We start from the raw sequence: 22103 nt of genomic DNA on the forward strand, positions 1-22103 counted from the left end.
ATTGGCTTAGTTTGGTATCGGCCATAAAGATGCCTGACTCATGTCTTTACTTAAGTGTTGCTTCCACAGTCGCCAGCATCCGACGTCTCTATTTAAATTGGAGTTAACAATATTTTAACTATTGGCGGAGATGGGATAATTTACAAATAATTGCTTAAAATTTATTCGGTATAAAAATGAGGGAGAAACAGGACTGCTTTGTGGGGCAGGGCGGTATGAGTCGAAATGACTAGATAAAAGTTGCTGAAAATAAAAAGCCCCCACCATAGGCGAGGGCTTGATTGATTCTTGCTTGGCTTGATTATTTGATGCCAGCGAAATCGCGTAGAAGTGCAGCTTTGTCTGTTGCTTCCCACGGGAATTCTTCACGACCGAAGTGACCGTAAGCCGCTGTCTTCTTGTAGATAGGTTGAAGAAGGTTAAGCATTTCTTGTAGACCGTATGGACGTAGGTCGAAGAATTGACGAACCGCTTCAATGATGATGTCGTGAGATACTTTCTCAGTACCGAACGTTTCCACCATGATAGACGTTGGATCAGCAACACCGATTGCGTAAGAAAGTTGGATCTCACAACGGTCAGCCATGCCTGCCGCTACGATGTTTTTCGCTACGTAGCGTGCTGCGTATGCTGCACTACGGTCAACTTTTGATGGATCTTTACCAGAAAACGCACCGCCACCGTGACGAGCTGCGCCGCCGTAGGTATCTACGATGATCTTACGACCAGTTAGACCACAGTCACCCATAGGACCACCGATTACGAAGCGACCGGTTGGATTAATGAAGAAGTTTGTTTCTTTGTTGATCCACTCAGAAGGTAGCACTGGCTTAATGATCTCTTCCATTACCGCTTCACGCAGGTCTGAAGTTGAGATTGAATCACAGTGTTGAGTTGAAAGAACAACCGCGTCGATACCAACGATGTTACCTTGATCGTATTGGAATGTTACCTGAGATTTTGCATCAGGACGCAACCAAGGTAGTGTGCCGTTTTTACGAACTTCTGCTTGCTTTTGAACAAGACGGTGAGAGTAAGTAATTGGCGCTGGCATTAGTACTTCAGTTTCGTTACAAGCGTAACCAAACATGATGCCTTGGTCGCCTGCACCTTGTTCTTTAGGGTCAGCTTTATCAACACCTTGGTTGATATCTGGCGACTGTTTACCGATTGTGTTTAGTACCGCACAAGAATCTGCGTCAAAGCCCATATCTGAATGTACGTAGCCGATTTCACGAACGGTTTCACGAGTTAACTCTTCGATGTCTACCCATGCTGAAGTCGTGATTTCACCACCCACCATTACCATACCGGTTTTAACGTAAGTCTCACATGCAACACGAGCCTTTGGATCTTGCTCTAGAATCGCGTCAAGAACCGCATCAGAAATCTGGTCTGCAATTTTATCTGGATGACCTTCTGATACTGACTCAGAAGTAAACAGGTGCTTAGCCATGTTAGCTCCACTATATCTGGTTTAAAACTGGGGAATGATAAACTCTCCAGCGCAAATTAATACTAATTTTTGTAGGTGTATCTACATCTAGACGTCTATTCTAAATTTGATTGCTCGAATTACAAGCTCTTTTTTGGTTTTTGTTATAACCAAACGTTTGCCTGATTTATTGATAATTTTAAGAACTTCGAACGATTTGGCGCGAAAGGTGCAATATTTGTGAGGTTTTGGACTGGAAAACGTTTGCACACCCAACAGGGCTTTGAGAGAATTATGACCTACTTTTCGTTTCGCTTAATGTACTCAGGAGCAGACATGTCGTCTCGTAAACATCTTGCCAATGCAATTCGTGCTCTAAGCATGGATGGTGTTCAACAAGCTAACTCAGGCCACCCAGGCGCACCAATGGGTATGGCTGATATCGCTGAAGTTCTTTGGCGCTCTCACCTAAACCATAACCCTTCAAACCCAGAGTGGGCCGACCGCGATCGCTTTGTGCTGTCAAACGGTCATGGGTCAATGCTTATTTACTCTCTACTGCACTTAAGCGGTTACGAGCTATCTATTGACGATCTGAAAAACTTCCGTCAATTGCACTCAAAAACCCCAGGTCACCCAGAGTACGGCTACGCGCCTGGTATCGAGACAACAACGGGTCCTCTAGGTCAAGGCATAACTAACGCTGTTGGTATGGCGATCGCAGAGAAAGCACTAGCGGCACAGTTCAACAAAGAAGGTCACGATATCGTTGACCACTTTACGTATGTGTTCATGGGTGACGGCTGTCTAATGGAAGGCATCTCGCATGAAGCATGCTCTCTTGCTGGGACGTTAGGTCTAGGCAAACTGATCGCGTTCTGGGATGACAACGGCATTTCTATCGACGGTCACGTTGAAGGCTGGTTCTCTGACGATACACCTAAGCGTTTTGAAGCGTACGGCTGGCATGTAATCCCAGCAGTCGATGGTCACGACTCAGACGCGATCAACGCAGCAATTGAAGCAGCAAAAGCGGACCCACGTCCTACGCTTATCTGTACCAAAACAATTATCGGTTTCGGTTCTCCTAACAAGTCTGGTTCGCACGACTGTCACGGTGCACCACTAGGTCACGATGAAATCCAAGCGGCTCGCGAATACCTAGGTTGGGAGTACGGCCCATTTGAGATCCCGGCAGATGTTTACGCTGAGTGGGATGCAAAAGAAGCGGGCGCCGCGAAAGAAGCAGCTTGGAATGAAAAATTCGAAGCATACGCTGCAGCTTACCCTGCTGAAGCGGCAGAGCTTAAACGTCGTCTAAACGGCGAACTTCCTGCACAGTGGGAAGAAAAAGCGAACCAAATCATTGCCGATCTTCAAGCAAACCCAGCGAACATTGCATCACGTAAAGCATCGCAAAATGCACTAGAAGCGTTTGGTCAAATGCTTCCTGAGTTTATGGGTGGTTCTGCTGACCTAGCGCCTTCTAACCTGACCATGTGGTCTGGTTCTAAGTCTCTAGAAACGGAGGACTTCTCTGGCAACTACATCCACTACGGTGTACGCGAATTCGGTATGACTGCTATCATCAACGGTATCGCATTGCACGGTGGTTTCGTTCCTTACGGCGCAACATTCCTAATGTTCATGGAATACGCTCGTAACGCAATGCGTATGGCTGCGCTGATGAAAATTCAGAACATCCAAGTTTACACGCATGATTCGATCGGTCTTGGCGAAGATGGCCCAACTCACCAACCTGTTGAGCAAATGGCGTCTCTACGTGTAACTCCAAACATGAGCACATGGCGCCCATGTGACCAAGTTGAGTCTGCAGTTGCATGGAAACTAGCGATTGAACGTAAAGATGCACCAACTGCACTTATCTTCTCTCGTCAAAACCTAGCGCAACAAGAGCGTACTGCTGAACAAGTCGCAGACATCGCGAAAGGTGCTTACATCCTGAAAGATAGCGAAGGTAAGCCTGAGCTAATCCTTATCGCAACAGGTTCTGAGGTTGAGCTTGCAGTGAAAGCCGCTGAGCAACTAACTTCAGAAGGCAAGAAAGTACGCGTTGTTTCAATGCCATCAACAGATGCATTCGACAAACAAGACGCTGCTTACCGTGAATCTGTACTGCCATCAGACGTAACGGCACGTATCGCTATTGAAGCGGGCATTGCGGATTTCTGGTACAAGTACGTAGGCTTCGACGGTCGCATCATCGGTATGACAACATTCGGTGAATCTGCACCTGCTGGTCAGCTATTCGAGATGTTTGGCTTCACGACTGAAAACGTAGTGAACACAGCAAAAGAATTGCTAGCGTAATTGCAGGACCGTCTAAACAGTCGAACGTAAACGACGATTGTTAAACGCTAAAGTTAGAAAGGCCATCATTATGATGGCCTTTTTATTTTTGTCAGGTTTTCCAACCTTGTGGAATGCTTTGGTGAATGCAGTCTAAAAGTACGGATAAGCGCAGTGGTGGTCGTCCTGCTGGTGTATAGCAGTTAATGGAAATAGGCTCAGAAAGCCAACCTTCTAAGCAAGGTGTGATTCGCCCTGGGTGATGTTTCTCATAGCCGCATGCTGTCCAAGTCGGCAGCAGTCCAATACCATGACCATTCGCGATACTGTCTATTTGCATTGCTATGTTGTCGCTGTATAAGCGACTAACAAAGGGCTCTAAAAAGAACTCACCGTGTTGAGGGTGTGCTAGCATCAATCCATTTTCTTGCACTGAACCAAAATCGATCCATGGATGTGCTTCAAGTTCTTTGGGGTGCGGTATAGGCCCATGTTGTTTTAGATAATTTGGAGAGGCAAAAGGCGTATAGCGAAATACCCCCAGCACTTCTTTTCGCCAGTCTAGCTCTTTACGTTCACCGAGCCAGATGAACAAATCTGGGTCATGATGCGCCTCAGAAAAGTCACTGGTAAGTTGAACTCTAACATCGGGATTATCAGCAAGAAAACGATTGAGTACGCCGCCGAGCCAGCTTCTAACTAAGGCAGTGTGACAAACAATATGCAGTGGCCCTGAAACTTGGTTCGTTAAACCTTGAAGTGCATCATAACTCTCTTCACTTAACTCAAGAATCTGGCGGCTGTAGTGGGCAAAGATTTCTCCAGCTCTTGTCAGAACTAATCGATTACCTTGTCTGGCGGTTAGAGCCTGACCGAAGTCTTCTTCTAATTGTGCCAAGCGACGACTTAGCGTTGATTTTGGCTGATTAAGGGCTTTAGCAGCGGCTGTCAAACTTTTATGCTGATTGAGCGCATCAAAGGCTCTAATTGATGCTAAGTCGTGCATATTTCTTTTACTCCTTACTGCGTTATGTACGAGTTCCATAAATGGAAAGAACCGTTCCATAACTCTCACTATGCATCTCATTCTATTTGTGAATAATTCACTTTCGAAAATAATAATCATTATCAATTATGGAGATGTAGATGTCTACTCTTAGACTGCCAGTTATTACCGCAACTGGTATTTTAGCCTTCGTCAGTGTCCCTCATGTTTTTGCCAATGATGCAGTTTCTAAAATGGAAACAGTGGTTGTAACTGCATCAAGTTATGAGCAATCTCAAGCGGACGCGCCTGCAAGTATTAGTGTGATTTCACGTGAGGAGTTGGACTCTCGTTATTACCGCGATGTGACTGATGCACTAAAAAGTGTGCCAGGTGTCGTCGTGACAGGTGGTGGTGATACCACCGACATTAGTATCCGTGGTATGGGTTCTAAATACACTTTGATACTGGTCGACGGTAAACGTCAAAGCACGCGTGAAACTCGTCCAAATAGTGACGGTCCTGGTATCGAACAAGGTTGGTTACCTCCTCTTCAAGCGATTGAGCGAATCGAAGTTATTCGTGGCCCAATGTCGACGCTTTACGGTTCTGATGCGATTGGTGGTGTGATTAACGTCATCACACGAAAAGATGCGCTAGAGTGGACGGGTAATGTTCAACTGGGCACGGTAATACAAGAGAATAGCCGCTCAGGTGGAGAGCAGAGCGCGAATTTTTTCGTTAATGGTCCGTTGGCTGAAAATTTATCTCTCCAAGTATATGGTCAGTACACAACCAGAGAAGAAGATGACATCGAATACGGTTATGAAGATAAAGATATGCAGAGTATCTCTTCAAAGCTGACTTACCAGATTAATGAGCGCCACTCGGTGCAATTAGAAGGTGGCACCTCGGCACAAAGTCGTCGTGGTAATGTGGGCCTTTCAGTGCCGACCACTGGGTGTCGTGGTGGGTGTGAAGATTCACTGAATGAATATCGTCGTAATTACGTAACGGTAAGCCACAACGGTGATTGGGATTCGGTGGGAATTTCAGATACTTACTTACAGCGAGAAGAGAGCGAGAACAAATCTCGTGAGATGACGATCACCAACACCACGTTCAAATCGAGCTTGGTGACTGGTATTGGAAACCATACGTTGACGACGGGTGTGGACGCTACTCATGCAGAGCTTGAGGATTTCACCTCCAACAAAGCGTCATCGAAGACTGAAACATCGAATACGCAGTGGGCTGTTTTCATTGAAGATGAATGGAGAATTGCTGATCCGTTTAGCGTTACGCTTGGCGGCCGTCTAGATCATGACGAAAACTATGGCGCGCACTTTAGTCCGCGTGTCTATGGTGTATGGCGAGTTGACCCGTCTTGGACTGTGAAAGGCGGTGTGGCAACAGGTTTCCGTTCTCCGCAATTACGTGAAATTACTCCTGGTTGGGCGCAAGTCAGTGGCGGCGGTAATATCTACGGTAACCCAGACCTTGACCCTGAAACGTCGCTAAACAAAGAAATCAGTGTCTTGTATCAAGGTGACTCTGGTTTAGATGTCTCTTTGACTGCGTTCCATAATGAGTTCAAAGACAAGATCACACGTGTTGTTTGTCCAGATACCATCTGTACAGATGGACCAAACCAATGGGGTGCAGATCCAACGTACCGCATTAACGTGGACGAAGCGGTCACACAAGGTATTGAAGCGACCTTAGCATCGCCATTAACGGAAACCATTTACCTCAGCTCGAGCTACACATTTACCGACTCAGAGCAAAAAACAGGTGAATACAAAGGCATGCCGCTGCAGCAGTTACCAAAGCATCTGTTTAATGTGGATGTGACTTGGCAAACGACAACAGATCTAGAGAGCTGGGCGAAAGTCACGTACCGAGGTAAAGAAATGGATCCGGTTACTGGCCCATCAAGAAACAGTATCGTAGAGCCAGCTTATACCTTTGTGGACGCCGGTGTGACATACCAGTTAACCGACAATACTCGTATTAAAGGCGCTATCTATAACTTGCTGGACGAGGAAATCAGTTACGAAGAATACGGATATATTGAAGATGGTCGTCGCTACTGGTTAGGTTTAGACGTCGCATTTTAATTATCTATCGTTGTAATAAGGTCGAGCATAGTCTCGACCTTTTTTTAATCCTGCTTTACTTTGATTCAACAGGTGCGTTTGTCAGCCTGATCAGGTAGTATCTGTGACACGAAATTTTTGGTAGGGCGAAGGATAAATGCTAAAGGTTGCGATCAATGGATTTGGACGTATAGGTCGTAATGTTCTGCGAGCGGTGTATGAAAGCGGAAAACACCAGCAGATCAAGGTTGTGGCGGTAAACGAACTAGCACAGCCAGAGGCGATGGCACACCTACTGCAATATGACACCAGTCATGGTCGCTTTGGTAAAAAAATTTCCCATGACCAAGAACATTTGCATGTTCATCATGACAGCGGTGAATATGATTCCATTCGCATTCTCCATCTCTCCGAAATCGAATTACTTCCTTGGCGTGATTTAGAAGTTGATATCGTCTTGGATTGCACTGGCGTATTTGGTTCGCAAGCGGATGGGCAAGCGCATCTAGAAGCAGGCGCGAAGAAAGTACTGTTTTCGCACCCGGGCGCAAACGACCTAGATAATACGATTATCTATGGCGTGAACCACGAAACTCTGAAAGACGAGCACCGTGTTGTCTCCAATGGCTCTTGCACCACCAACTGTATCGTTCCCATCATTAAAGTACTAGACGAAGCCTTCGGCATAGAGTCTGGCACCATTACCACAATTCATTCGTCCATGAACGATCAACAAGTAATTGATGCGTATCATAACGACTTACGCCGTACCCGTGCTGCAAGCCAATCTATTATTCCGGTGGACACTAAGTTGCATAAGGGGATTGAAAGGATCTTCCCGAAATTTTCCAACAAATTCGAAGCAATTTCTGTTCGTGTTCCAACGGTTAACGTCACTGCAATGGATTTAAGTGTCACAATTAGTACAAATGTGAAAGTTAATGACGTAAATCAAACCATTGTTAACGCATCTCAGTGTACATTACGTAACATTGTTGACTATACTGAATCGCCACTCGTTTCCATCGACTTTAACCACGACCCCCATAGTGCGATTGTGGATGGAAGCCAGACTAGAGTGAGTAACGGGCAACTCGTAAAAATGCTCGTTTGGTGCGACAACGAATGGGGCTTTGCTAACCGGATGCTGGATACTGCCTTAGCAATGCAAGCTTCTTCGCAAGTGGAACAGTAATGACGAAGAAGTGATGGAGAATTTTTATTTCTAGCCTTGAAATAAATCCATAATATCTCCATATCTATAACCAGTTTGAAGAATTAACAGGCTTGGCAGGGTTGCCGAGTTTTCAAAAACTTTAATTATTAAATATTTGAGAGGACACATCATGTCTGTAATCAAGATGACTGACCTGGATCTTGCAGGTAAACGTGTATTTATCCGTGCTGACCTAAACGTGCCAGTAAAAGACGGTAAAGTAACTTCGGATGCACGTATCATCGCATCTCTTCCAACTATTAAGCACTGCCTAGAAGCAGGCGCTAAAGTAATGGTTACGTCTCACCTAGGTCGCCCAACTGAAGGTGAATACGCTGAAGAGTTCTCTCTACAACCAGTTGTTAACTACCTAAACGACGCACTAGATTGCGAAGTGAAGCTAGCAAAAGACTACCTAGATGGCCTAGAGCTAAATGCGGGTGAACTTGTTGTTCTTGAAAACGTTCGCTTCAACAAAGGCGAAAAGAAAAACGACGAAGAGCTATCTAAGAAATACGCAGCACTATGTGACGTATTCGTAATGGACGCATTCGGTACGGCTCACCGTGCTCAAGCATCTACTCACGGCGTTGGTATGCACGCAGACGTAGCATGTGCTGGTCCTCTACTAGCGAACGAACTAGAAGCGCTAGGCAAAGCAATGGACAAGCCAGCTCGTCCAATGGTTGCTATCGTAGGTGGTTCAAAAGTTTCTACTAAGCTAACGGTTCTTGAGTCTCTATCTAAAATCGCTGACCAACTCGTTGTTGGTGGTGGTATTGCTAACACATTCATCGCAGCTGCTGGCCACAACGTTGGTAAGTCTCTATACGAAGCAGACCTAGTTGAAACAGCTAAGAAGCTAATGGACGAGTGTGCAATTCCAGTAGCAACTGACGTTGCATGTGCGAAAGCATTCGACGAGAACGCAGAAGCTGAAATTAAGCACGTTTCTGAAGTACAAGACGACGACATGATCTTCGACCTTGGTCCAGATTCAACAGCTGAACTAGCTGAAATCCTTAAAAACGCTAAGACTATCCTATGGAATGGTCCAGTAGGCGTATTCGAATTCAAGAACTTCGAAGCAGGTACTAAAGGTATCTCTGAAGCTATCGCAGCTTCTGAAGGCTTCTCTGTTGCAGGCGGTGGTGACACGCTAGCAGCTATCGACAAGTTCGGTATCAAAGCGGATGTATCTTACATCTCTACTGGCGGCGGCGCTTTCCTTGAGTTCGTAGAAGGTAAAGTTCTTCCAGCAGTAGAAATGCTAGAAGCACGCGCTAAGTAATTAAAGCAAAGCGGGGGAGTGATTCTCCCGCTTTCTTGTTTGCTGCAACGTGTGAGGAACTCTGCTAGAATAGCCTCAGTTGTGAGCAAACGTTTGCAAGATTTTCAACTTAACAAGTTTTGTTTAAAAACGACAGATAAATAGGATTACATCCATGTCTAAGATCTTCGACTTCGTAAAACCAGGTGTTATCTCTGGCGATGACGTTCAGAAAGTATTTGAAGTTGCAAAAGAAAACAGCTTTGCACTTCCAGCAGTAAACTGTGTGGGTACTGACTCTGTAAACGCAGTACTTGAAGCAGCTGCAAAAGTTAAAGCTCCAGTTATCGTTCAGTTCTCTAACGGTGGCGCTGCTTTCTTTGCTGGTAAAGGTCTAAAACTTGAAGGTCAAGAAGCTCAAATCCTAGGTGCTGTTGCTGGTGCGAAATACGTTCACGCTGTAGCTGAAGCTTACGGTGTTCCAGTAATCCTACACACTGACCACGCAGCTAAGAAACTACTTCCTTGGATCGACGGTCTACTAGACGCTGGTGAAGAGTACTTCGCGCAAACTGGTAAGCCACTATTCTCTTCTCACATGATCGACCTTTCTGAAGAGTCTCTAGAAGAGAACATCGAAATTTCTGCTAAGTACCTAGAGCGCATGGCTAAAATGAACATGACTCTAGAAATCGAACTAGGTTGTACTGGTGGTGAAGAAGACGGCGTTGACAACTCTGATATGGATGCGTCTGAGCTATACACTTCTCCAGAAGACGTTGCATACGCATACGAGAAACTAAGCGCAATCAGCCACCGTTTCACTATCGCAGCATCTTTCGGTAACGTACACGGCGTATACAAGCCAGGTAACGTTGTACTAACTCCAACTATCCTACGTGATTCTCAAGCGCACGTTTCTGAGAAATTCGGTCTTCCAGCGAACTCTCTAAACTTCGTATTCCACGGTGGTTCAGGTTCTTCTCTAGAAGAAATCCGTGAATCTATCGGCTACGGTGTAATCAAAATGAACATCGATACTGATACACAGTGGGCTACTTGGGATGGTATCCGTAAGTTCGAAGCTGAAAACCACGATTACCTACAAGGTCAGATCGGTAACCCAACTGGTGAAGATGCACCAAACAAGAAGTACTACGATCCACGCGTATGGCTACGTGCAGGCCAAGCTTCAATGGTTACTCGTCTAGAGCAAGCATTTGCTGACCTTAACGCAGTTGACGTACTATAATCGTTACTGATTAAGTTACTTAAAAACCCGCTCTTTGAGCGGGTTTTTTTTATATCTATCATTTTCTTCCCCTCTGCTTTCTCCCGATATTTTTATGCGTTAGGTTGTATTTGCTAGTGAGATATCTCACCTTTAACGTTTTTTTTAAAGAAAACATGGGAATATCAGTCTTAAGAGTGGCGAAATCAGAGTGCATTGCGTAACCTGTAACAAGTCAGTGTCAGAAAGCTCTGATAAAGTCTTGTTTTGCATATCTTTGCGAAACTCTGACTTTGAAAAAAGTCAGAGTTGGGATATTGTGCCAAAAATCTGACACTGTTCAGTGGAGCAATAGGGATGTTGTTTTAGAAAAGAGCCTTTAAAAAAACAAGGTTCATAAATTAACGGCAATTGGATTTATATCTCTTTATTTTTGAGGATAAGAATTATGGCAGGTGAATCGGTGGGTATCGATACCACTTTAACGGATGGTCTAACTCAGGCTGAAACTTGGCTGACAAACAATTCAGATCTACTGGTTCAGTACGGTGTGAACATTATCTCTGCGGTGCTTATTCTGTTTATCGGTAATCTTATCGTTAAGGCAGTCGCTGGTAGTGTTTCTAAAGTACTAGAAAAGAAAAACATGGATAAGGCCGTCGTTGAATTTATTCACGGTCTTGTTCGTTACTTGCTATTTGTAATCGTGCTAATCGCGGCTCTTGGTCGATTAGGAGTTCAAACCGCTTCTGTTGTTGCTGTGATTGGTGCGGCAGGTCTTGCTGTTGGTCTTGCACTACAAGGTTCACTATCAAACTTTGCAGCAGGCGTACTTATTGTTGCGTTCCGTCCATTCAAATCAGGCGACTACGTAGAAATCGGTGGTGTAGCGGGTAGTGTTGAAGCAATTCAAATCTTCCAAACAGTTCTAAAAACACCAGACAACAAAATGGTTGTTGTGCCTAACTCTTCAGTTATCGGCGGTGCCATTACTAACTACTCTCGCCATGCGACACGACGTGTCGACCTAGTGATTGGTGTTTCATACAAAGCAGACCTTAAACTAACGAAGAAAGTGATTCGTGAGACGCTAGAGAAAGATCCACGTATCTTGAAAGACCCAGATATCACAATTGGTGTACTTACGTTAGCAGACTCTTCAGTTAACTTTGTGGTTCGTCCATGGGTGAAAACTGCAGATTACTGGGGCGTATACTTTGATGCAATGCAAGGTATTAAAGAAGCATTGGATGAAAATGGTATCGAGATTCCATTCCCACAAATGGATGTTCACCTGAACAAAGTCGACGCTTAATCAAAAGCAGTCGATATTCAAAAGCGAGGCCAATAGGCCTCGCTTTTTTATACTTCGTAAAGGGTGTGATGACCAGCAAGTAAGAGGCGTTTTAGATGTTTACCTGCAAATCCAAATGTGAACTCAGGTAAGCCAGGCGTATAGAGCAACTCTTGATGTTGATAGAGATTGGTATCAACAATGATAGTGATGTATTCCGGTAAGCCTATTGGGCAAACCGCGCCGGGTACGCAACCTAACACTTCGACCATTTCATCGTCATTACAAATAGAGGGACGTTTACCTGTAATCGCTTTAATCTGCTTGGCATCGAGGCGCGAGTCCTTATCTGTCAGATAAACTGCGTAACCTTGTCCTTTGAGTGTTAAAAAGAGGCTTTTGGTATGCGTACCCGTCCAACCAAGCTCTCTCGCAATGCGTATATCTGTCTCAAAGTCTAAGGTGGCTTCGTGCTGCCATTCCCGAAAAGGAATAGAGAGCGCGTTGAATCGCTCTCTATTGTTGTTATAAATACGTTTTAGTGACTCCATGTCTCTGCTGCCTTACTACCTTATGATTACCAATACTTATCAATAAGCTCACTCGCTAAGATATACGCTATTGTGAACATCATCATTGCGATTGCAATGTCGATGGTTTTTTTCACTTTTGGTTTAGAGAGTGTTGGACCTAGTTTGGCGGCTCCTATCGATAAAGTGTAGAACCAAACAAAGGAAGCCATAATCGTACCTAGTGCAAAAGCAATGCGATCATGGCCTTCAAATTGTCCACCGATCGAACCTAGAATAACGACTGTATCTAAATATAAGTGCGGATTAAGCACAGTGACGGCTAACGCACCTAGAATAACCGTTCGACGACCTCGAGCTACGATCTCCCCTTTTGATTCCGATTCACTCTCTGGCTTAAAAGCACTTTTTAATGAGAGCAGTCCATAGAAGCTCAAGAAAGCAATACCACCAAGTGTCACCGACGTCAGTAAGATTTCATTTTGAGACAGAATTGCACCACCACCAAAAATACCTAGAGAGATGAAAATCATATCTAGCACGCTACAAATAGTGGCGGTTGTTAGGTGGTGGTTACGCTTTATGCCTTGATTCAAAACATACGCATTTTGCGCGCCGATCGGAATGATCATTGATGCTCCTAAACCAAAACCTTGCAATAGAACCCACAAGCTCACACTTCACCTCACTTCAAAATAACAAATACATTTACAGAAAAGGGAAAGATAAAGCGTTTATCTAAATAAGTATAATTAATGATTTTAATCTTACATTAGATAGACTAATTTAACGGGAGGCGTTTGATCAAGAGTGAGAGGAAAGGTATGCGAGGGTTAGATTACAAATGGATTGAGGCATTAGACGCTATAGTTTATCAGGGTAGCTTTGAGCGTGCTGCCGAGCATTTATTTGTTTCTCAATCCGCCATTTCTCAACGTATCAAGCAGTTAGAGAAGTTTCTCGCGCAGCCTGTTTTAATTCGAAGCCAGCCACCTAAGCCAACGCTAATTGGTAAAAAATTGTTGGGTCTTTATCGGCGAGTACGCTTGCTAGAGCATGAAATTCTCCCCGAATTAAAAAATGATACCAGTACGCGACCTGTGCAACTCTCTTTAGCGACTAATGCAGATAGCCTTGCAACATGGCTACTGCCAGCGCTGCAAAATGTTATGAAGCAGCGTCAAGTTGAACTAAAACTGACTATCTATGGTGAATACCGCTCTATTGAAAAACTCAAAAGTGGCGAAGTGACAGGAGCGATCAGCTTGGAGTCCCAGCCAATCCCCGGATGCAGAGCAGACTATTTAGGTCGCATCGATTATGTTTGTGTCGCGAGCCCAGAGTTCTATCAGCGTTATTTTTCTAAAGGCGTAAATAATCAGACATTGGCAAAAGCACCGGCCGTTTCATATGACCAATATGATGATCTACATAAAACATTTCTTACCGAGCATTTTAACGTCAATCCTGACAGCGTTATTCATCACAACATCAGTAGTTCTGAAGCGTTTCTAAAAGTGGCGTTAGCTGGTGTTGCTTATTGCTTGATCCCCCGCTTGCAAATTACCGACGAATTAGACAGAGGTGTGTTGGTTGATGTGACTCCAGGTTTTTTAATGTCCCATCGGATTTATTGGCACCACTGGCAGTTAGAAACTGGGGTATTACAAGAAATCTCACACGCGATAGTGGGGTATGCGCAGCAGCATCTACCTCAATAAGTTTGTCAGAGCTGCATATCGTTAACTTAAGTGTGTTTTGTTTAAAAATTACGCCAATGTTACATAGTCAAAGTTGTGTTAGAAGTCACTATGGGTGCTTGGATAATCGGCGGAAGTTTCTATTATGAAACCACACGCTTTCTCAGCCATGATAGTGATGTTGGAATCTGAGATTAAGTACTTAATTTTGTATGGATGGATTTATTGAATGAAATTGTATTCATTTTTGCTGGCTTCAGCACTCAGCCTTACCAGTGCTTCAGTTTTGGCGAATACGCCAGAGTTTGCTCATGTTACGACAACGGGGTATGGCGAAGTGACGGCCACACCTGATATGGCTACGTTTTCTGTAAAAGTAGTCGATACGACAATGACGGCCGAACAAGCGAAATTGTCCGTAGATAAAACCGTTGAAGAGTTTCTAAAAAGCTTATCGGATGCCGGCTTGTCAAAAGACAATATTACTAGCTCGAATTTATACCTTGCTCCTCAGTACCATTACCCTAAATCAGGAAAAGCAGAACTTGTTGGGTATCGAGCATCTCGCAGTATTGATGTCACGGTGACGGATCTGAAAAACCTTAACCAATACCTAGATATGGCGTTAGAAGCGGGAATTAATCAGGTTGATAATATTCAACTTAAGGTAAGCAACCAAGCCGAGTATCAGCAAAAGGCACGAATGGCTGCGATTAAGGACGCAAGAGAAAAAGCAGGGTCATTAGCGACTGGTTTTGAGAAAAAGTTGGGCGATGTATGGCAGATCAATTACAGACAGATGCACGTTCAGCCTGTGTTAATGCGTTCAATGGCGATGGATAGTAAAGAAGGAGCGAATAGCTACCAAGATTCAACCATGATCATTCGCGATCAAGTCGATGTCATTTATAAGCTAAAGTAAGGCTTAGCAAACAGTAAAAAGCAAAAGGCAGGGAGTTACAACCCCTGCCTTTGTCGTTTCTGTTTCACTGTTTAGTGAAGGATACGAGCACGGATTGTGCCTTCAATGTTTTTGAGCTTTGTTAGAGCTTCTTCTGCTCGTTCAGTTTCAACGTCGATCACTACGTAGCCTATTTCAGCGGCTGTTTGTAGGTACTGCGCGGCAATGTTAATGCCTTCTTCAGCAAAGATGGTGTTGATCTGAGTTAGAATACCAGGACGGTTCTTGTGGATATGAAGCAGACGAGAGCACTCTCCACTGTGTTCTGGCAATGACACTTCAGGGAAGTTTACGCTTGAAAGTGTCGAGCCGTTATCAGAGTACTTAGCCAGTTTGCCCGCCACTTCTAAGCCGATATTCTCTTGTGCTTCTTGCGTTGAACCACCAACGTGTGGAGTAAGGATGACGTTATCGAATTTTTGTAAAGGAGACTCGAACGGGTCAGCATTCGTTTTTGGTTCAGTTGGGAATACATCAATTGCAGCGCCAGCAAGGTGACCAGCTTCTAAGCTATGGCAAAGTGCAGGAATATCCACAACGGTGCCACGTGCCGCGTTGATAAAGATGGAACCTGGTTTCATTCGAGCAAATTCAGCTTCACCCATCATGTTTTTCGTTTCCGGTGTTTCGGGAACGTGCAAAGAAATCACATCACATTTGTTCAATAGTTCACTCATGGTATGTACTTGCGTCGCATTACCAAGGGACAGTTTGTTCTCAATATCGTAGTAGTAAACGCGCATACCTAAGTTTTCGGCAATAATACCAAGCTGCGTACCAATGTGACCGTATCCGATAATGCCAAGGCACTTACCACGAGCTTCGTAAGAGTTGTCTGCACTTTTCTTCCAAATACCGCGATGTGCAAGTGCATTCTTTTCAGGAATACCACGCACTAGTAAAAGGATTTGCCCAAGTACAAGCTCTGCCACGCTTCGAGTGTTAGAGAATGGTGCATTAAAGACAGGAATACCGCGTTTTGCTGCTGCATCTAGGTTTACTTGGTTAGTACCAATACAAAAACAGCCAATTGCAACCAGCTTGTTCGCCGCATTGATTACCTCTTCGGATAGGTTCGTACGGGAGCGGATACCAATGAAGTGCACGTCTTTTACTGCTTCAATTAGTTCTTCTTCCGGAAGGGAACCTTTATGGTATTCAATGTTGGTATAACCAGCTGCTTGAAGAACTTCAACTGAAGAAGGGTGGAGTCCCTCTAACAAGAGGATCTTAATCTTTTCTTTTTCCAGTGAAACTTTGGCCATTTTTTCTCGTCCTTAAAATGGAAAGGTGGGCTAATGTGGCGCACATTGGGCAAAACTATTAAAAAGGGGATAATTAACAGTTTTGTAGGAAGACAAACGTTTCCCTGTGCGTCTTCTGTTCAATAAAGTAACAAAAAAAAATTGCTTTGGGTAAGAAAATTACGGAATAAGAGATAATTTTATTATAGAAAGGAATAAAAAACGGTGCCTTGCAGCACCGTATGTAATGAAATAACAGAAAAGTGAACCAGATAGGTTCATTTTGGGCTGTTATTTATTCTTCAATTTTTGCACCTTCTGGTGTGCCAGTGATCACTACGTCTGCACCACGATGAGCGAAAAGACCCACAGTCACGACACCAGCGATGCCGTTTATTTTGTCTTCCATTTCTTTCGGGTTGGTAATTTGCATATTGTGCACATCCAGAATCACGTTGCCGTTGTCAGTCACAACGCCTTCACGGTAAGCTGGATCACCACCTAGTTTTACCAATTCACGAGCCACGTAAGAGCGTGCCATTGGGATTACTTCAACAGGCAATGGGAACTGGCCAAGTACGTCAACTGCTTTAGTGCCGTCAACGATACATACGAACTTATCAGAGATTGCTGCGACAATTTTCTCACGAGTCAGAGCCGCGCCGCCGCCTTTGATCATTTCACGTGCTGGGTTGATCTCATCTGCGCCATCAACATACACATCCAGCTTCATTACATCGTTACACTCGTATACTTCAATACCAAGCTCTTTAAGGCGCTCAGTTGAAGCGACAGAGCTAGACACTGCACCTTTAATATCATCTTTGATAGTGCCTAGTGCATCGATGAAGTGATTCACGGTAGAGCCAGTACCAACACCGACAATGCTGCCTTTCTCAACATATTTTAGTGCTGCCCAACCAGCCGCTTTTTTCATTTCATCTTGAGTCATGCCAATCTCCTGAATAGATGTTCGTTAACGTTTGCGGGCGTGATTATAGCGGCTTACTTGTCACTTTCCCATTGCCATATTTGGCTTGGGGTCACGATCTTAGGTAATGGAATATCCCAGCTTTCAATTGGTAAGCGTTCTACATGTTGGCAGTCATGAGCGATACCGACAGGTTTAGCACCCTCTCCAGTTATAAACCAACGTGACAGAGTACGATCGTAGTACCCTCCGCCCATGCCTAAGCGGTGTCCGATACTGTCGAACCCAACTAAAGGCGTGCAGATTAAATCAAGCTGGCGAACGGGTTTGAGGTGTCTGATATCGAGCTTGGGCTCTAAGATGCCGTACTTGTTGTAGACGAGCTGTTCATCACTTATATACTGAAGAAACAGTAACTGACCTTTAGAAAAGGGATGGATGACGGGCAGATAAACCGATTTTCCCTGTTGCCATAACCATTCAATGAGCGGTTTAGTATCAAGCTCACCGTCTGCAGAAAGGTAGATGGCAATATGTTGCGCCTGATCGATTTCAGGAAGTTGGGAAAATTGAGTAATAAGGTCGATTCCCGCTTGGTATTGCGTATCACTGCACAGAGCGTTGCGCTTTTCACGAATCAGTTTGCGGAAGTCTTGTCGAGAGAGGTCTGACATAGAGAGAATACCCCAGGGTGCCGTTGAGGATTGTGGCCCTTGAACCAGCTGGTTCAAGGCGGATCAGCAATGACAACCGTAGGCTTCTCGGTGCATGCCGAGCTTGCTCAATAGTTACCAAATACTAACCCTTAGGTATTGCTTATCGGCTCAGGGACTTAAATCCTGCTGACGCACACCCCAGGGTAAATTTTGTATTTACTGCTGTCCTTGCGTAACTTTGCTTAGTGCGTTCTCTAAAGACGCGGTGAGCTTTTCCATTCGCTCAGTAATTTCTTGCTGTTGACCATTGGATTCGTATGACTTGGTGTGCAACTCATAGCAAATATTCAATGCAGCAAAGGTCAGCAGTTGGATTTCATTGGTTACCTTAGTACGTTCGCTCATTTCTTTCAATCGGCGATCCAGATCTTTTGCCGCTGCAACAAGAGACTCTTCTTGTCCTGTCGGACAATTCACACGTGTAAGTTTGCCTAATATTTCAACGTCGATCGCTTGATTGCTCATGATGAATAAACTCTATATTCGCGCTATCTAAGGTGTTGCTTCATACAACTACCGAGGAGCAAACTATAGGAAAACCGCTATTAAGATTCAAGCATTTCCCATCACAGAAAGAGAAATGATGACGAGATCACACAGGAATTGGGCAAATTGAACAAATGCTGTCCAAAATTGAATTTGATAGCCGTTTCAGACCACTAACCTTGATGGTAGGATATACCAATACATTATTACGCAAGAATGAGCCAAGTTATGAGTGAAATCACCCTTCCTGAATACCAATCTATTGCTGCTGAACTGCAATCGGCAAGCCTGGCTGTGACACCGGCGGAGTTACATGGCTTATTTGTTGGCATGTTAAGTGGTGGATTGGCGATCAATGATCAAACTTGGCAGCCGATTCTTTTTGACTACACCAATGATGGGATGGGGTGGCCCTCGACAGCACTCACTTTTGCTCAGAGCATATTCAACGTTACTGTTAATGAGCTTACTGGCACATCAATGGAGCTGTCTTTACTATTGCCAGATGAGCCGGGCGAAGAAGGCTTATTCGCATTAGCCGACAGTGTGTCCGACTTTGTAAACCACTTTATTTCTGGGTTAGGTCTAGCAGGCGTTGCGCTTAATAAAGCATCTGATGACGCTAAAGAAGCACTGGCTGACCTAGAAGAGATTGCCAAATTAGGCATCGATGAAGATGACGATCTTGGTGAACAAGCGCAATTGCTAGAGCAAGTGATTGAGCACATCAAAGCTTGCGTACTAACGATTCATGCTGAATTTGGTGTTCGTCCTGAAAGCAGCGACAAAAAACCTACTATTCACTAATCGTAGACCGTCCAGAGGTTAGTATGAAGCAATATGATGTAGTCATTGCTGGTGGTGCCATGGCTGGTGCAACGTTAGCATTGGCGATTGACCATTTGTCTCAGGGAAAGCTCCGCATTGCCGTCGTTGAGCCTTTTAAAGCACAATCAGATATGCACCCTGGTTTTGACTCTCGCTCAATCGCATTGTCTTACGGTACTGTCAATCTGTTGCGTCAACTACAGCTCTGGACGTCAGTAGAACCGTTTGTCACACCCATTGAACATATCCACGTTTCTGACCGTTCTCATGCTGGGATGACGGAGATTACCAAGCAAGAGGTTGGGGTTGAAGCTCTAGGGTATGTTGTAGAATTAGCCGATGTTGGGCGTGTATATCAAGAATTATTAGACAGCAGCGAATCAATTACGCTGTTTTGTCCTGACTCCGTTACCGATATCGAGCGCGAGCAAAACTGTACCCATGTGACGTTGAAAAGTGGTGAGCAACTTGAAGCAAAACTGCTGGTGGCTGCAGATGGTGCTGTTTCGACCTGTTGTCAGAAAATTGGTCTAGAACTTTCTGAGCAAGATTTTGAACAAGTGGCTGTCATTGCCAATATTGTGACTCAAGAACCTCATCAAGGTAGAGCCTTTGAACGTTTTACTGAAAATGGCCCTGTTGCTTTATTGCCAATGAGTGACAATCGAATGTCCTTAGTTTGGTGTTTGCACCCTGAAGAAGCCCAAGCCGTTCTTGAGTTATCTGATCAAGCATTTCTCCAGCATTTACAGAACGATTTTGGTTGGCGTTTAGGCGCGATGAAAAAAGTGGGGCGTCGTGCAAGTTACCCATTGCTTCTTCGCCATCGAAAGCAAAATATTTCACATCGCTTTGCGATTGTTGGAAATGCGGCGCAAACGCTGCACCCGATAGCTGGACAAGGCTTTAATCTCGGTATTCGCGATGTAGTCTCACTAGCAGAAGAAATTGTGCACCAAAGTGAGGATGTGGGTCTTTATCAAGGCCTGATGCGCTTTAGTCAACGTAGAGAAGCAGATCGAAGCGAAACTATTTGGCTAACCAGTGCCTTGGTGCATGTTTTTTCAAATGATTTACCCGCGATGCGAATTGGCCGAAATACTGCCTTAGCAGCGATGGATAACCTTTCTATTTTTAAGCAGCCGCTACTACGCCATACACTTGGCTTGGTAAAACGATGAACGGCCGCACTGAATTAGGTAATAAAAAGCAATGATGCAAAGTGTAGATATCGCCATCATCGGCGGAGGGATGGTTGGGTTGGCACTTGCTGCCGCGTTCAAAGACAGTGATCTGCGTGTCGCCGTTATTGAAGGTAAAGTGCCAGATGATTCGTTGAAAGAATTGCCCGATGTTCGTGTGTCTGCGCTGAGCCGCTCTAGTGAGACGATTTTGCGTAAACTTGGTGCTTGGCAGGGCATAGAACAGCGCCGAGCTTCACCTTACCATGGCATGGAAGTATGGGAACAAGATAGCTTTGCCAGTATTGAATTTAATGCACAAAGTATGGCACAACCTGATTTAGGGCACATTGTTGAGAATCGTGTGATTCAACTTGCGCTGCTTGAACAAGTCCAAAAGCTCGATAACGTCACTATGTTTATGCCTGCACGTTGCGCGACTCTCGCGGTCGGTGAGCAAGAAAGCTGGCTGACGCTCGATAATGGCCAAGCCATGACCGCTAAATTAGTGGTCGGAGCCGATGGGGCGAATTCGTGGCTTCGCCATCAAATGGATATTCCATTAACGCATTGGGACTATGGTCATCATGCTTTGGTCGCGAATGTCAAAACTGCTATGCCACACAACAGCATTGCGCGCCAGATATTTACTCCTCACGGACCGTTGGCATTTTTGCCAATGTCGCAACCAAATATGTGCTCTATTGTTTGGTCCACGGAGCCAAATCGAGCAGAGCAGTTAGTGGCGATGAGTGAACATGATTTCAATAAAGCGTTGACGAGTGAGTTTGATGCTCGACTTGGTCTATGTGAAGTAGTGGGAGAGCGTGCTGCGTTTCCTTTGAAAATGCGCTATGCGCGAGATTTTGTCGTCGAGCGAGTCGCGCTGGTTGGTGATGCGGCCCATACCATTCACCCATTAGCGGGGCAGGGTGTGAATTTGGGTTTATTAGATGCGGCCAGTCTTGCTCAAGAGGTGTTAGCACTTTGGAAGCAGGGACAAGATATCGGTAGTAAACGCAACCTAAGAAGCTACGAGCGTTGGCGAAAAGCGGAAGCGGCAAAGATGATCGCTACTATGCAAGGGTTTCGAGATTTGTTCTCTGGCGAGAACCCAGCTAAGAAGCTCGTTCGTGGCATTGGCTTAAGTTTAGCGGGGCAACTGCCGGGAGCGAAAGATGAGATCATGAAGCGCGCGCTTGGTTTAAAGGGACACTTGCCGGATCTGGCGCGTCAGTAAGTGCAAAGCGAACTTCAAATACACAAAAGGCTGGTTAATCCAGCCTTTGTTTTATCAACATTTTGCTAAGCATATGCGCATCGGAGTTTCATTATTTCTTGATTGATCTCTTTGACCGCTCGGAAATGGCGTTGCTCTGCTTTCTCCGGCAGTATTAACTTACCGTTATCAAACTCGAATCTACCGACCCCGTAAATATAAATTCTTCCTTTAAAAAGACGACTTATATGTTTAGCAATCATACTTGGTGTATAGCGCTTAAACAGTCTCATATTTACTTTCCTTTTATCTAACCTAGCCTAGGTATTCTACGTTCTGGACGCGAAAATTATTGTGACAGCAATAGTATTAAATACAGATGTAGGGTGTTGCGTCAGAGAATTGTGTTGTCTTAGACAATTTGACAGTGTCATCTCTTAAATAGCGTGAGGATTACCCCAAAAATA

20 protein-coding genes and 1 other RNA gene are annotated in these 22103 nt (G+C 44.7%); 11 read left to right on the plus strand and 10 right to left on the minus strand.

All coding sequences use genetic code 11. The features are described from left to right. Positions 1 to 301: 301 nt before the first annotated feature. Positions 302 to 1456 carry a methionine adenosyltransferase gene (metK, locus tag IQP38_RS25770; protein ID WP_005381027.1) on the minus strand — a complete coding sequence of 385 codons (1155 nt, stop codon included), beginning with the start codon at positions 1454 to 1456 and terminating at the stop codon, positions 302 to 304. Positions 1457 to 1771: 315 nt separating this feature from the next. On the opposite strand from metK, the gene tkt reads away from it, so the two are divergent. Continuing rightward, complete coding sequence (tkt, locus tag IQP38_RS25775) at positions 1772 to 3766, plus strand: transketolase (RefSeq protein WP_005381028.1); 1995 nt, start codon at positions 1772 to 1774, stop codon at positions 3764 to 3766. 91 nt (positions 3767 to 3857) lie between these two features. Here the strand turns inward: tkt and IQP38_RS25780 are convergent, their stop codons facing one another. Next, complete coding sequence (locus IQP38_RS25780; RefSeq protein ID WP_017633561.1) at positions 3858 to 4751, minus strand: LysR family transcriptional regulator; 894 nt, start codon at positions 4749 to 4751, stop codon at positions 3858 to 3860. 140 nt (positions 4752 to 4891) lie between these two features. On the opposite strand from IQP38_RS25780, the gene IQP38_RS25785 reads away from it, so the two are divergent. From IQP38_RS25785 to mscS, 5 genes are all read left to right on the plus strand, one after another. Continuing rightward, positions 4892 to 6850, plus strand: coding sequence for a ligand-gated channel protein (locus IQP38_RS25785; RefSeq protein ID WP_017633560.1), 1959 nt, complete (start codon positions 4892 to 4894; stop codon positions 6848 to 6850). 136 nt (positions 6851 to 6986) lie between these two features. After that, on the plus strand, positions 6987 to 8024 hold the full coding sequence (epd, locus tag IQP38_RS25790) for an erythrose-4-phosphate dehydrogenase (RefSeq protein WP_017633559.1): 1038 nt from the start codon (positions 6987 to 6989) through the stop codon (positions 8022 to 8024). Positions 8025 to 8175: 151 nt separating this feature from the next. Next, positions 8176 to 9336, plus strand: a complete 1161-nt coding sequence (locus IQP38_RS25795) for a phosphoglycerate kinase (protein WP_005384547.1) — start codon at positions 8176 to 8178, stop codon at positions 9334 to 9336. A gap of 154 nt (positions 9337 to 9490) precedes the next feature. Further along, entirely contained in the window at positions 9491 to 10567 is a 1077-nt protein-coding gene (gene fbaA, locus IQP38_RS25800; RefSeq protein ID WP_005380996.1) for a class II fructose-bisphosphate aldolase, read from the plus strand. Positions 10568 to 10994: 427 nt separating this feature from the next. Next, a complete protein-coding gene (mscS, locus tag IQP38_RS25805) occupies positions 10995 to 11861 on the plus strand; it encodes a small-conductance mechanosensitive channel MscS (RefSeq protein WP_005384548.1) in 867 nt (288 codons plus the stop codon). Between the two features lie 47 nt (positions 11862 to 11908). On the opposite strand, the gene IQP38_RS25810 is transcribed toward mscS, so the two are convergent. Together IQP38_RS25810 and IQP38_RS25815 are read right to left on the minus strand one after the other, a co-directional pair. After that, on the minus strand, positions 11909 to 12391 hold the full coding sequence (locus tag IQP38_RS25810) for a YbaK/EbsC family protein (RefSeq protein WP_193838154.1): 483 nt from the start codon (positions 12389 to 12391) through the stop codon (positions 11909 to 11911). Positions 12392 to 12417: 26 nt separating this feature from the next. Next, on the minus strand, positions 12418 to 13047 hold the full coding sequence (locus IQP38_RS25815; protein ID WP_025998531.1) for a LysE/ArgO family amino acid transporter: 630 nt from the start codon (positions 13045 to 13047) through the stop codon (positions 12418 to 12420). A 147-nt stretch (positions 13048 to 13194) separates the two neighbouring features. Here IQP38_RS25815 and IQP38_RS25820 point away from each other — a divergent pair, with 147 nt between their 5' ends. Both IQP38_RS25820 and IQP38_RS25825 read left to right on the plus strand, forming a co-directional pair. Further along, positions 13195 to 14091 carry a LysR family transcriptional regulator ArgP gene (locus tag IQP38_RS25820; RefSeq protein WP_025768836.1) on the plus strand — a complete coding sequence of 299 codons (897 nt, stop codon included), beginning with the start codon at positions 13195 to 13197 and terminating at the stop codon, positions 14089 to 14091. A 208-nt stretch (positions 14092 to 14299) separates the two neighbouring features. Further along, positions 14300 to 14992: an oxidative stress defense protein gene (locus tag IQP38_RS25825; RefSeq protein ID WP_005384550.1), complete on the plus strand. Its 693-nt coding sequence runs from the start codon at positions 14300 to 14302 to the stop codon at positions 14990 to 14992. 71 nt (positions 14993 to 15063) lie between these two features. Here the strand turns inward: IQP38_RS25825 and serA are convergent, their stop codons facing one another. From serA to IQP38_RS25850, 5 genes are all read right to left on the minus strand, one after another. Continuing rightward, positions 15064 to 16296: a phosphoglycerate dehydrogenase gene (gene serA, locus IQP38_RS25830; RefSeq protein WP_017821632.1), complete on the minus strand. Its 1233-nt coding sequence runs from the start codon at positions 16294 to 16296 to the stop codon at positions 15064 to 15066. Between the two features lie 274 nt (positions 16297 to 16570). Then, a complete protein-coding gene (gene rpiA / locus IQP38_RS25835) occupies positions 16571 to 17227 on the minus strand; it encodes a ribose-5-phosphate isomerase RpiA (RefSeq protein ID WP_005380982.1) in 657 nt (218 codons plus the stop codon). Between the two features lie 53 nt (positions 17228 to 17280). Further along, the gene (locus tag IQP38_RS25840) at positions 17281 to 17880 is read right to left on the minus strand and encodes a 5-formyltetrahydrofolate cyclo-ligase (protein ID WP_005384552.1); all 600 of its coding nucleotides are present in this window, start codon (positions 17878 to 17880) and stop codon (positions 17281 to 17283) included. Between the two features lie 5 nt (positions 17881 to 17885). Next, a non-coding RNA gene (gene ssrS / locus IQP38_RS25845) (6S RNA) lies at positions 17886 to 18070 on the minus strand. Positions 18071 to 18078: 8 nt separating this feature from the next. Beyond that, complete coding sequence (locus IQP38_RS25850) at positions 18079 to 18387, minus strand: cell division protein ZapA (RefSeq protein ID WP_005384553.1); 309 nt, start codon at positions 18385 to 18387, stop codon at positions 18079 to 18081. 249 nt (positions 18388 to 18636) lie between these two features. Here IQP38_RS25850 and IQP38_RS25855 point away from each other — a divergent pair, with 249 nt between their 5' ends. Genes IQP38_RS25855 through IQP38_RS25865 form a run of 3 tightly spaced genes read left to right on the plus strand, consistent with a single transcriptional unit; the run spans position 18637 to position 21657 of the window. Next, positions 18637 to 19215, plus strand: coding sequence for a YecA family protein (locus tag IQP38_RS25855; protein ID WP_005380976.1), 579 nt, complete (start codon positions 18637 to 18639; stop codon positions 19213 to 19215). 23 nt (positions 19216 to 19238) lie between these two features. Next, on the plus strand, positions 19239 to 20417 hold the full coding sequence (gene ubiH / locus IQP38_RS25860) for a 2-octaprenyl-6-methoxyphenyl hydroxylase (protein WP_017633555.1): 1179 nt from the start codon (positions 19239 to 19241) through the stop codon (positions 20415 to 20417). Positions 20418 to 20448: 31 nt separating this feature from the next. Beyond that, complete coding sequence (locus IQP38_RS25865; protein ID WP_017633554.1) at positions 20449 to 21657, plus strand: FAD-dependent 2-octaprenylphenol hydroxylase; 1209 nt, start codon at positions 20449 to 20451, stop codon at positions 21655 to 21657. A gap of 65 nt (positions 21658 to 21722) precedes the next feature. On the opposite strand, the gene IQP38_RS25870 is transcribed toward IQP38_RS25865, so the two are convergent. Then, positions 21723 to 21929 (minus strand): DUF1107 domain-containing protein, encoded by a 207-nt coding sequence (locus IQP38_RS25870; protein ID WP_005380970.1) that lies wholly within the window; start codon positions 21927 to 21929, stop codon positions 21723 to 21725. Positions 21930 to 22103 lie beyond the last annotated feature (174 nt).

Source organism: Vibrio sp. OPT41 (genome assembly GCF_015163595.1).
GTDB classification, from domain to species: domain Bacteria; phylum Pseudomonadota; class Gammaproteobacteria; order Enterobacterales; family Vibrionaceae; genus Vibrio; species Vibrio alginolyticus.

Excerpts from the sequence above, each read along its gene's own strand:
- metK (WP_005381027.1), bottom strand. The coding sequence starts at position 1,456 with ATGGCTAAGCACCTGTTTACTTCTGAGTCAGTATCAGAAGGTCATCCA.
- tkt (WP_005381028.1), top strand. The coding sequence starts at position 1,772 with ATGTCGTCTCGTAAACATCTTGCCAATGCAATTCGTGCTCTAAGCATG.
- IQP38_RS25780 (WP_017633561.1), bottom strand. The coding sequence starts at position 4,751 with ATGCACGACTTAGCATCAATTAGAGCCTTTGATGCGCTCAATCAGCAT.
- IQP38_RS25785 (WP_017633560.1), top strand. The coding sequence starts at position 4,892 with ATGTCTACTCTTAGACTGCCAGTTATTACCGCAACTGGTATTTTAGCC.
- epd (WP_017633559.1), top strand. The coding sequence starts at position 6,987 with ATGCTAAAGGTTGCGATCAATGGATTTGGACGTATAGGTCGTAATGTT.
- IQP38_RS25795 (WP_005384547.1), top strand. The coding sequence starts at position 8,176 with ATGTCTGTAATCAAGATGACTGACCTGGATCTTGCAGGTAAACGTGTA.
- fbaA (WP_005380996.1), top strand. The coding sequence starts at position 9,491 with ATGTCTAAGATCTTCGACTTCGTAAAACCAGGTGTTATCTCTGGCGAT.
- mscS (WP_005384548.1), top strand. The coding sequence starts at position 10,995 with ATGGCAGGTGAATCGGTGGGTATCGATACCACTTTAACGGATGGTCTA.
- IQP38_RS25810 (WP_193838154.1), bottom strand. The coding sequence starts at position 12,391 with ATGGAGTCACTAAAACGTATTTATAACAACAATAGAGAGCGATTCAAC.
- IQP38_RS25820 (WP_025768836.1), top strand. The coding sequence starts at position 13,195 with ATGCGAGGGTTAGATTACAAATGGATTGAGGCATTAGACGCTATAGTT.
- IQP38_RS25825 (WP_005384550.1), top strand. The coding sequence starts at position 14,300 with ATGAAATTGTATTCATTTTTGCTGGCTTCAGCACTCAGCCTTACCAGT.
- serA (WP_017821632.1), bottom strand. The coding sequence starts at position 16,296 with ATGGCCAAAGTTTCACTGGAAAAAGAAAAGATTAAGATCCTCTTGTTA.
- rpiA (WP_005380982.1), bottom strand. The coding sequence starts at position 17,227 with ATGACTCAAGATGAAATGAAAAAAGCGGCTGGTTGGGCAGCACTAAAA.
- IQP38_RS25840 (WP_005384552.1), bottom strand. The coding sequence starts at position 17,880 with ATGTCAGACCTCTCTCGACAAGACTTCCGCAAACTGATTCGTGAAAAG.
- IQP38_RS25850 (WP_005384553.1), bottom strand. The coding sequence starts at position 18,387 with ATGAGCAATCAAGCGATCGACGTTGAAATATTAGGCAAACTTACACGT.
- IQP38_RS25855 (WP_005380976.1), top strand. The coding sequence starts at position 18,637 with ATGAGTGAAATCACCCTTCCTGAATACCAATCTATTGCTGCTGAACTG.
- ubiH (WP_017633555.1), top strand. The coding sequence starts at position 19,239 with ATGAAGCAATATGATGTAGTCATTGCTGGTGGTGCCATGGCTGGTGCA.
- IQP38_RS25865 (WP_017633554.1), top strand. The coding sequence starts at position 20,449 with ATGATGCAAAGTGTAGATATCGCCATCATCGGCGGAGGGATGGTTGGG.
- IQP38_RS25870 (WP_005380970.1), bottom strand. The coding sequence starts at position 21,929 with ATGAGACTGTTTAAGCGCTATACACCAAGTATGATTGCTAAACATATA.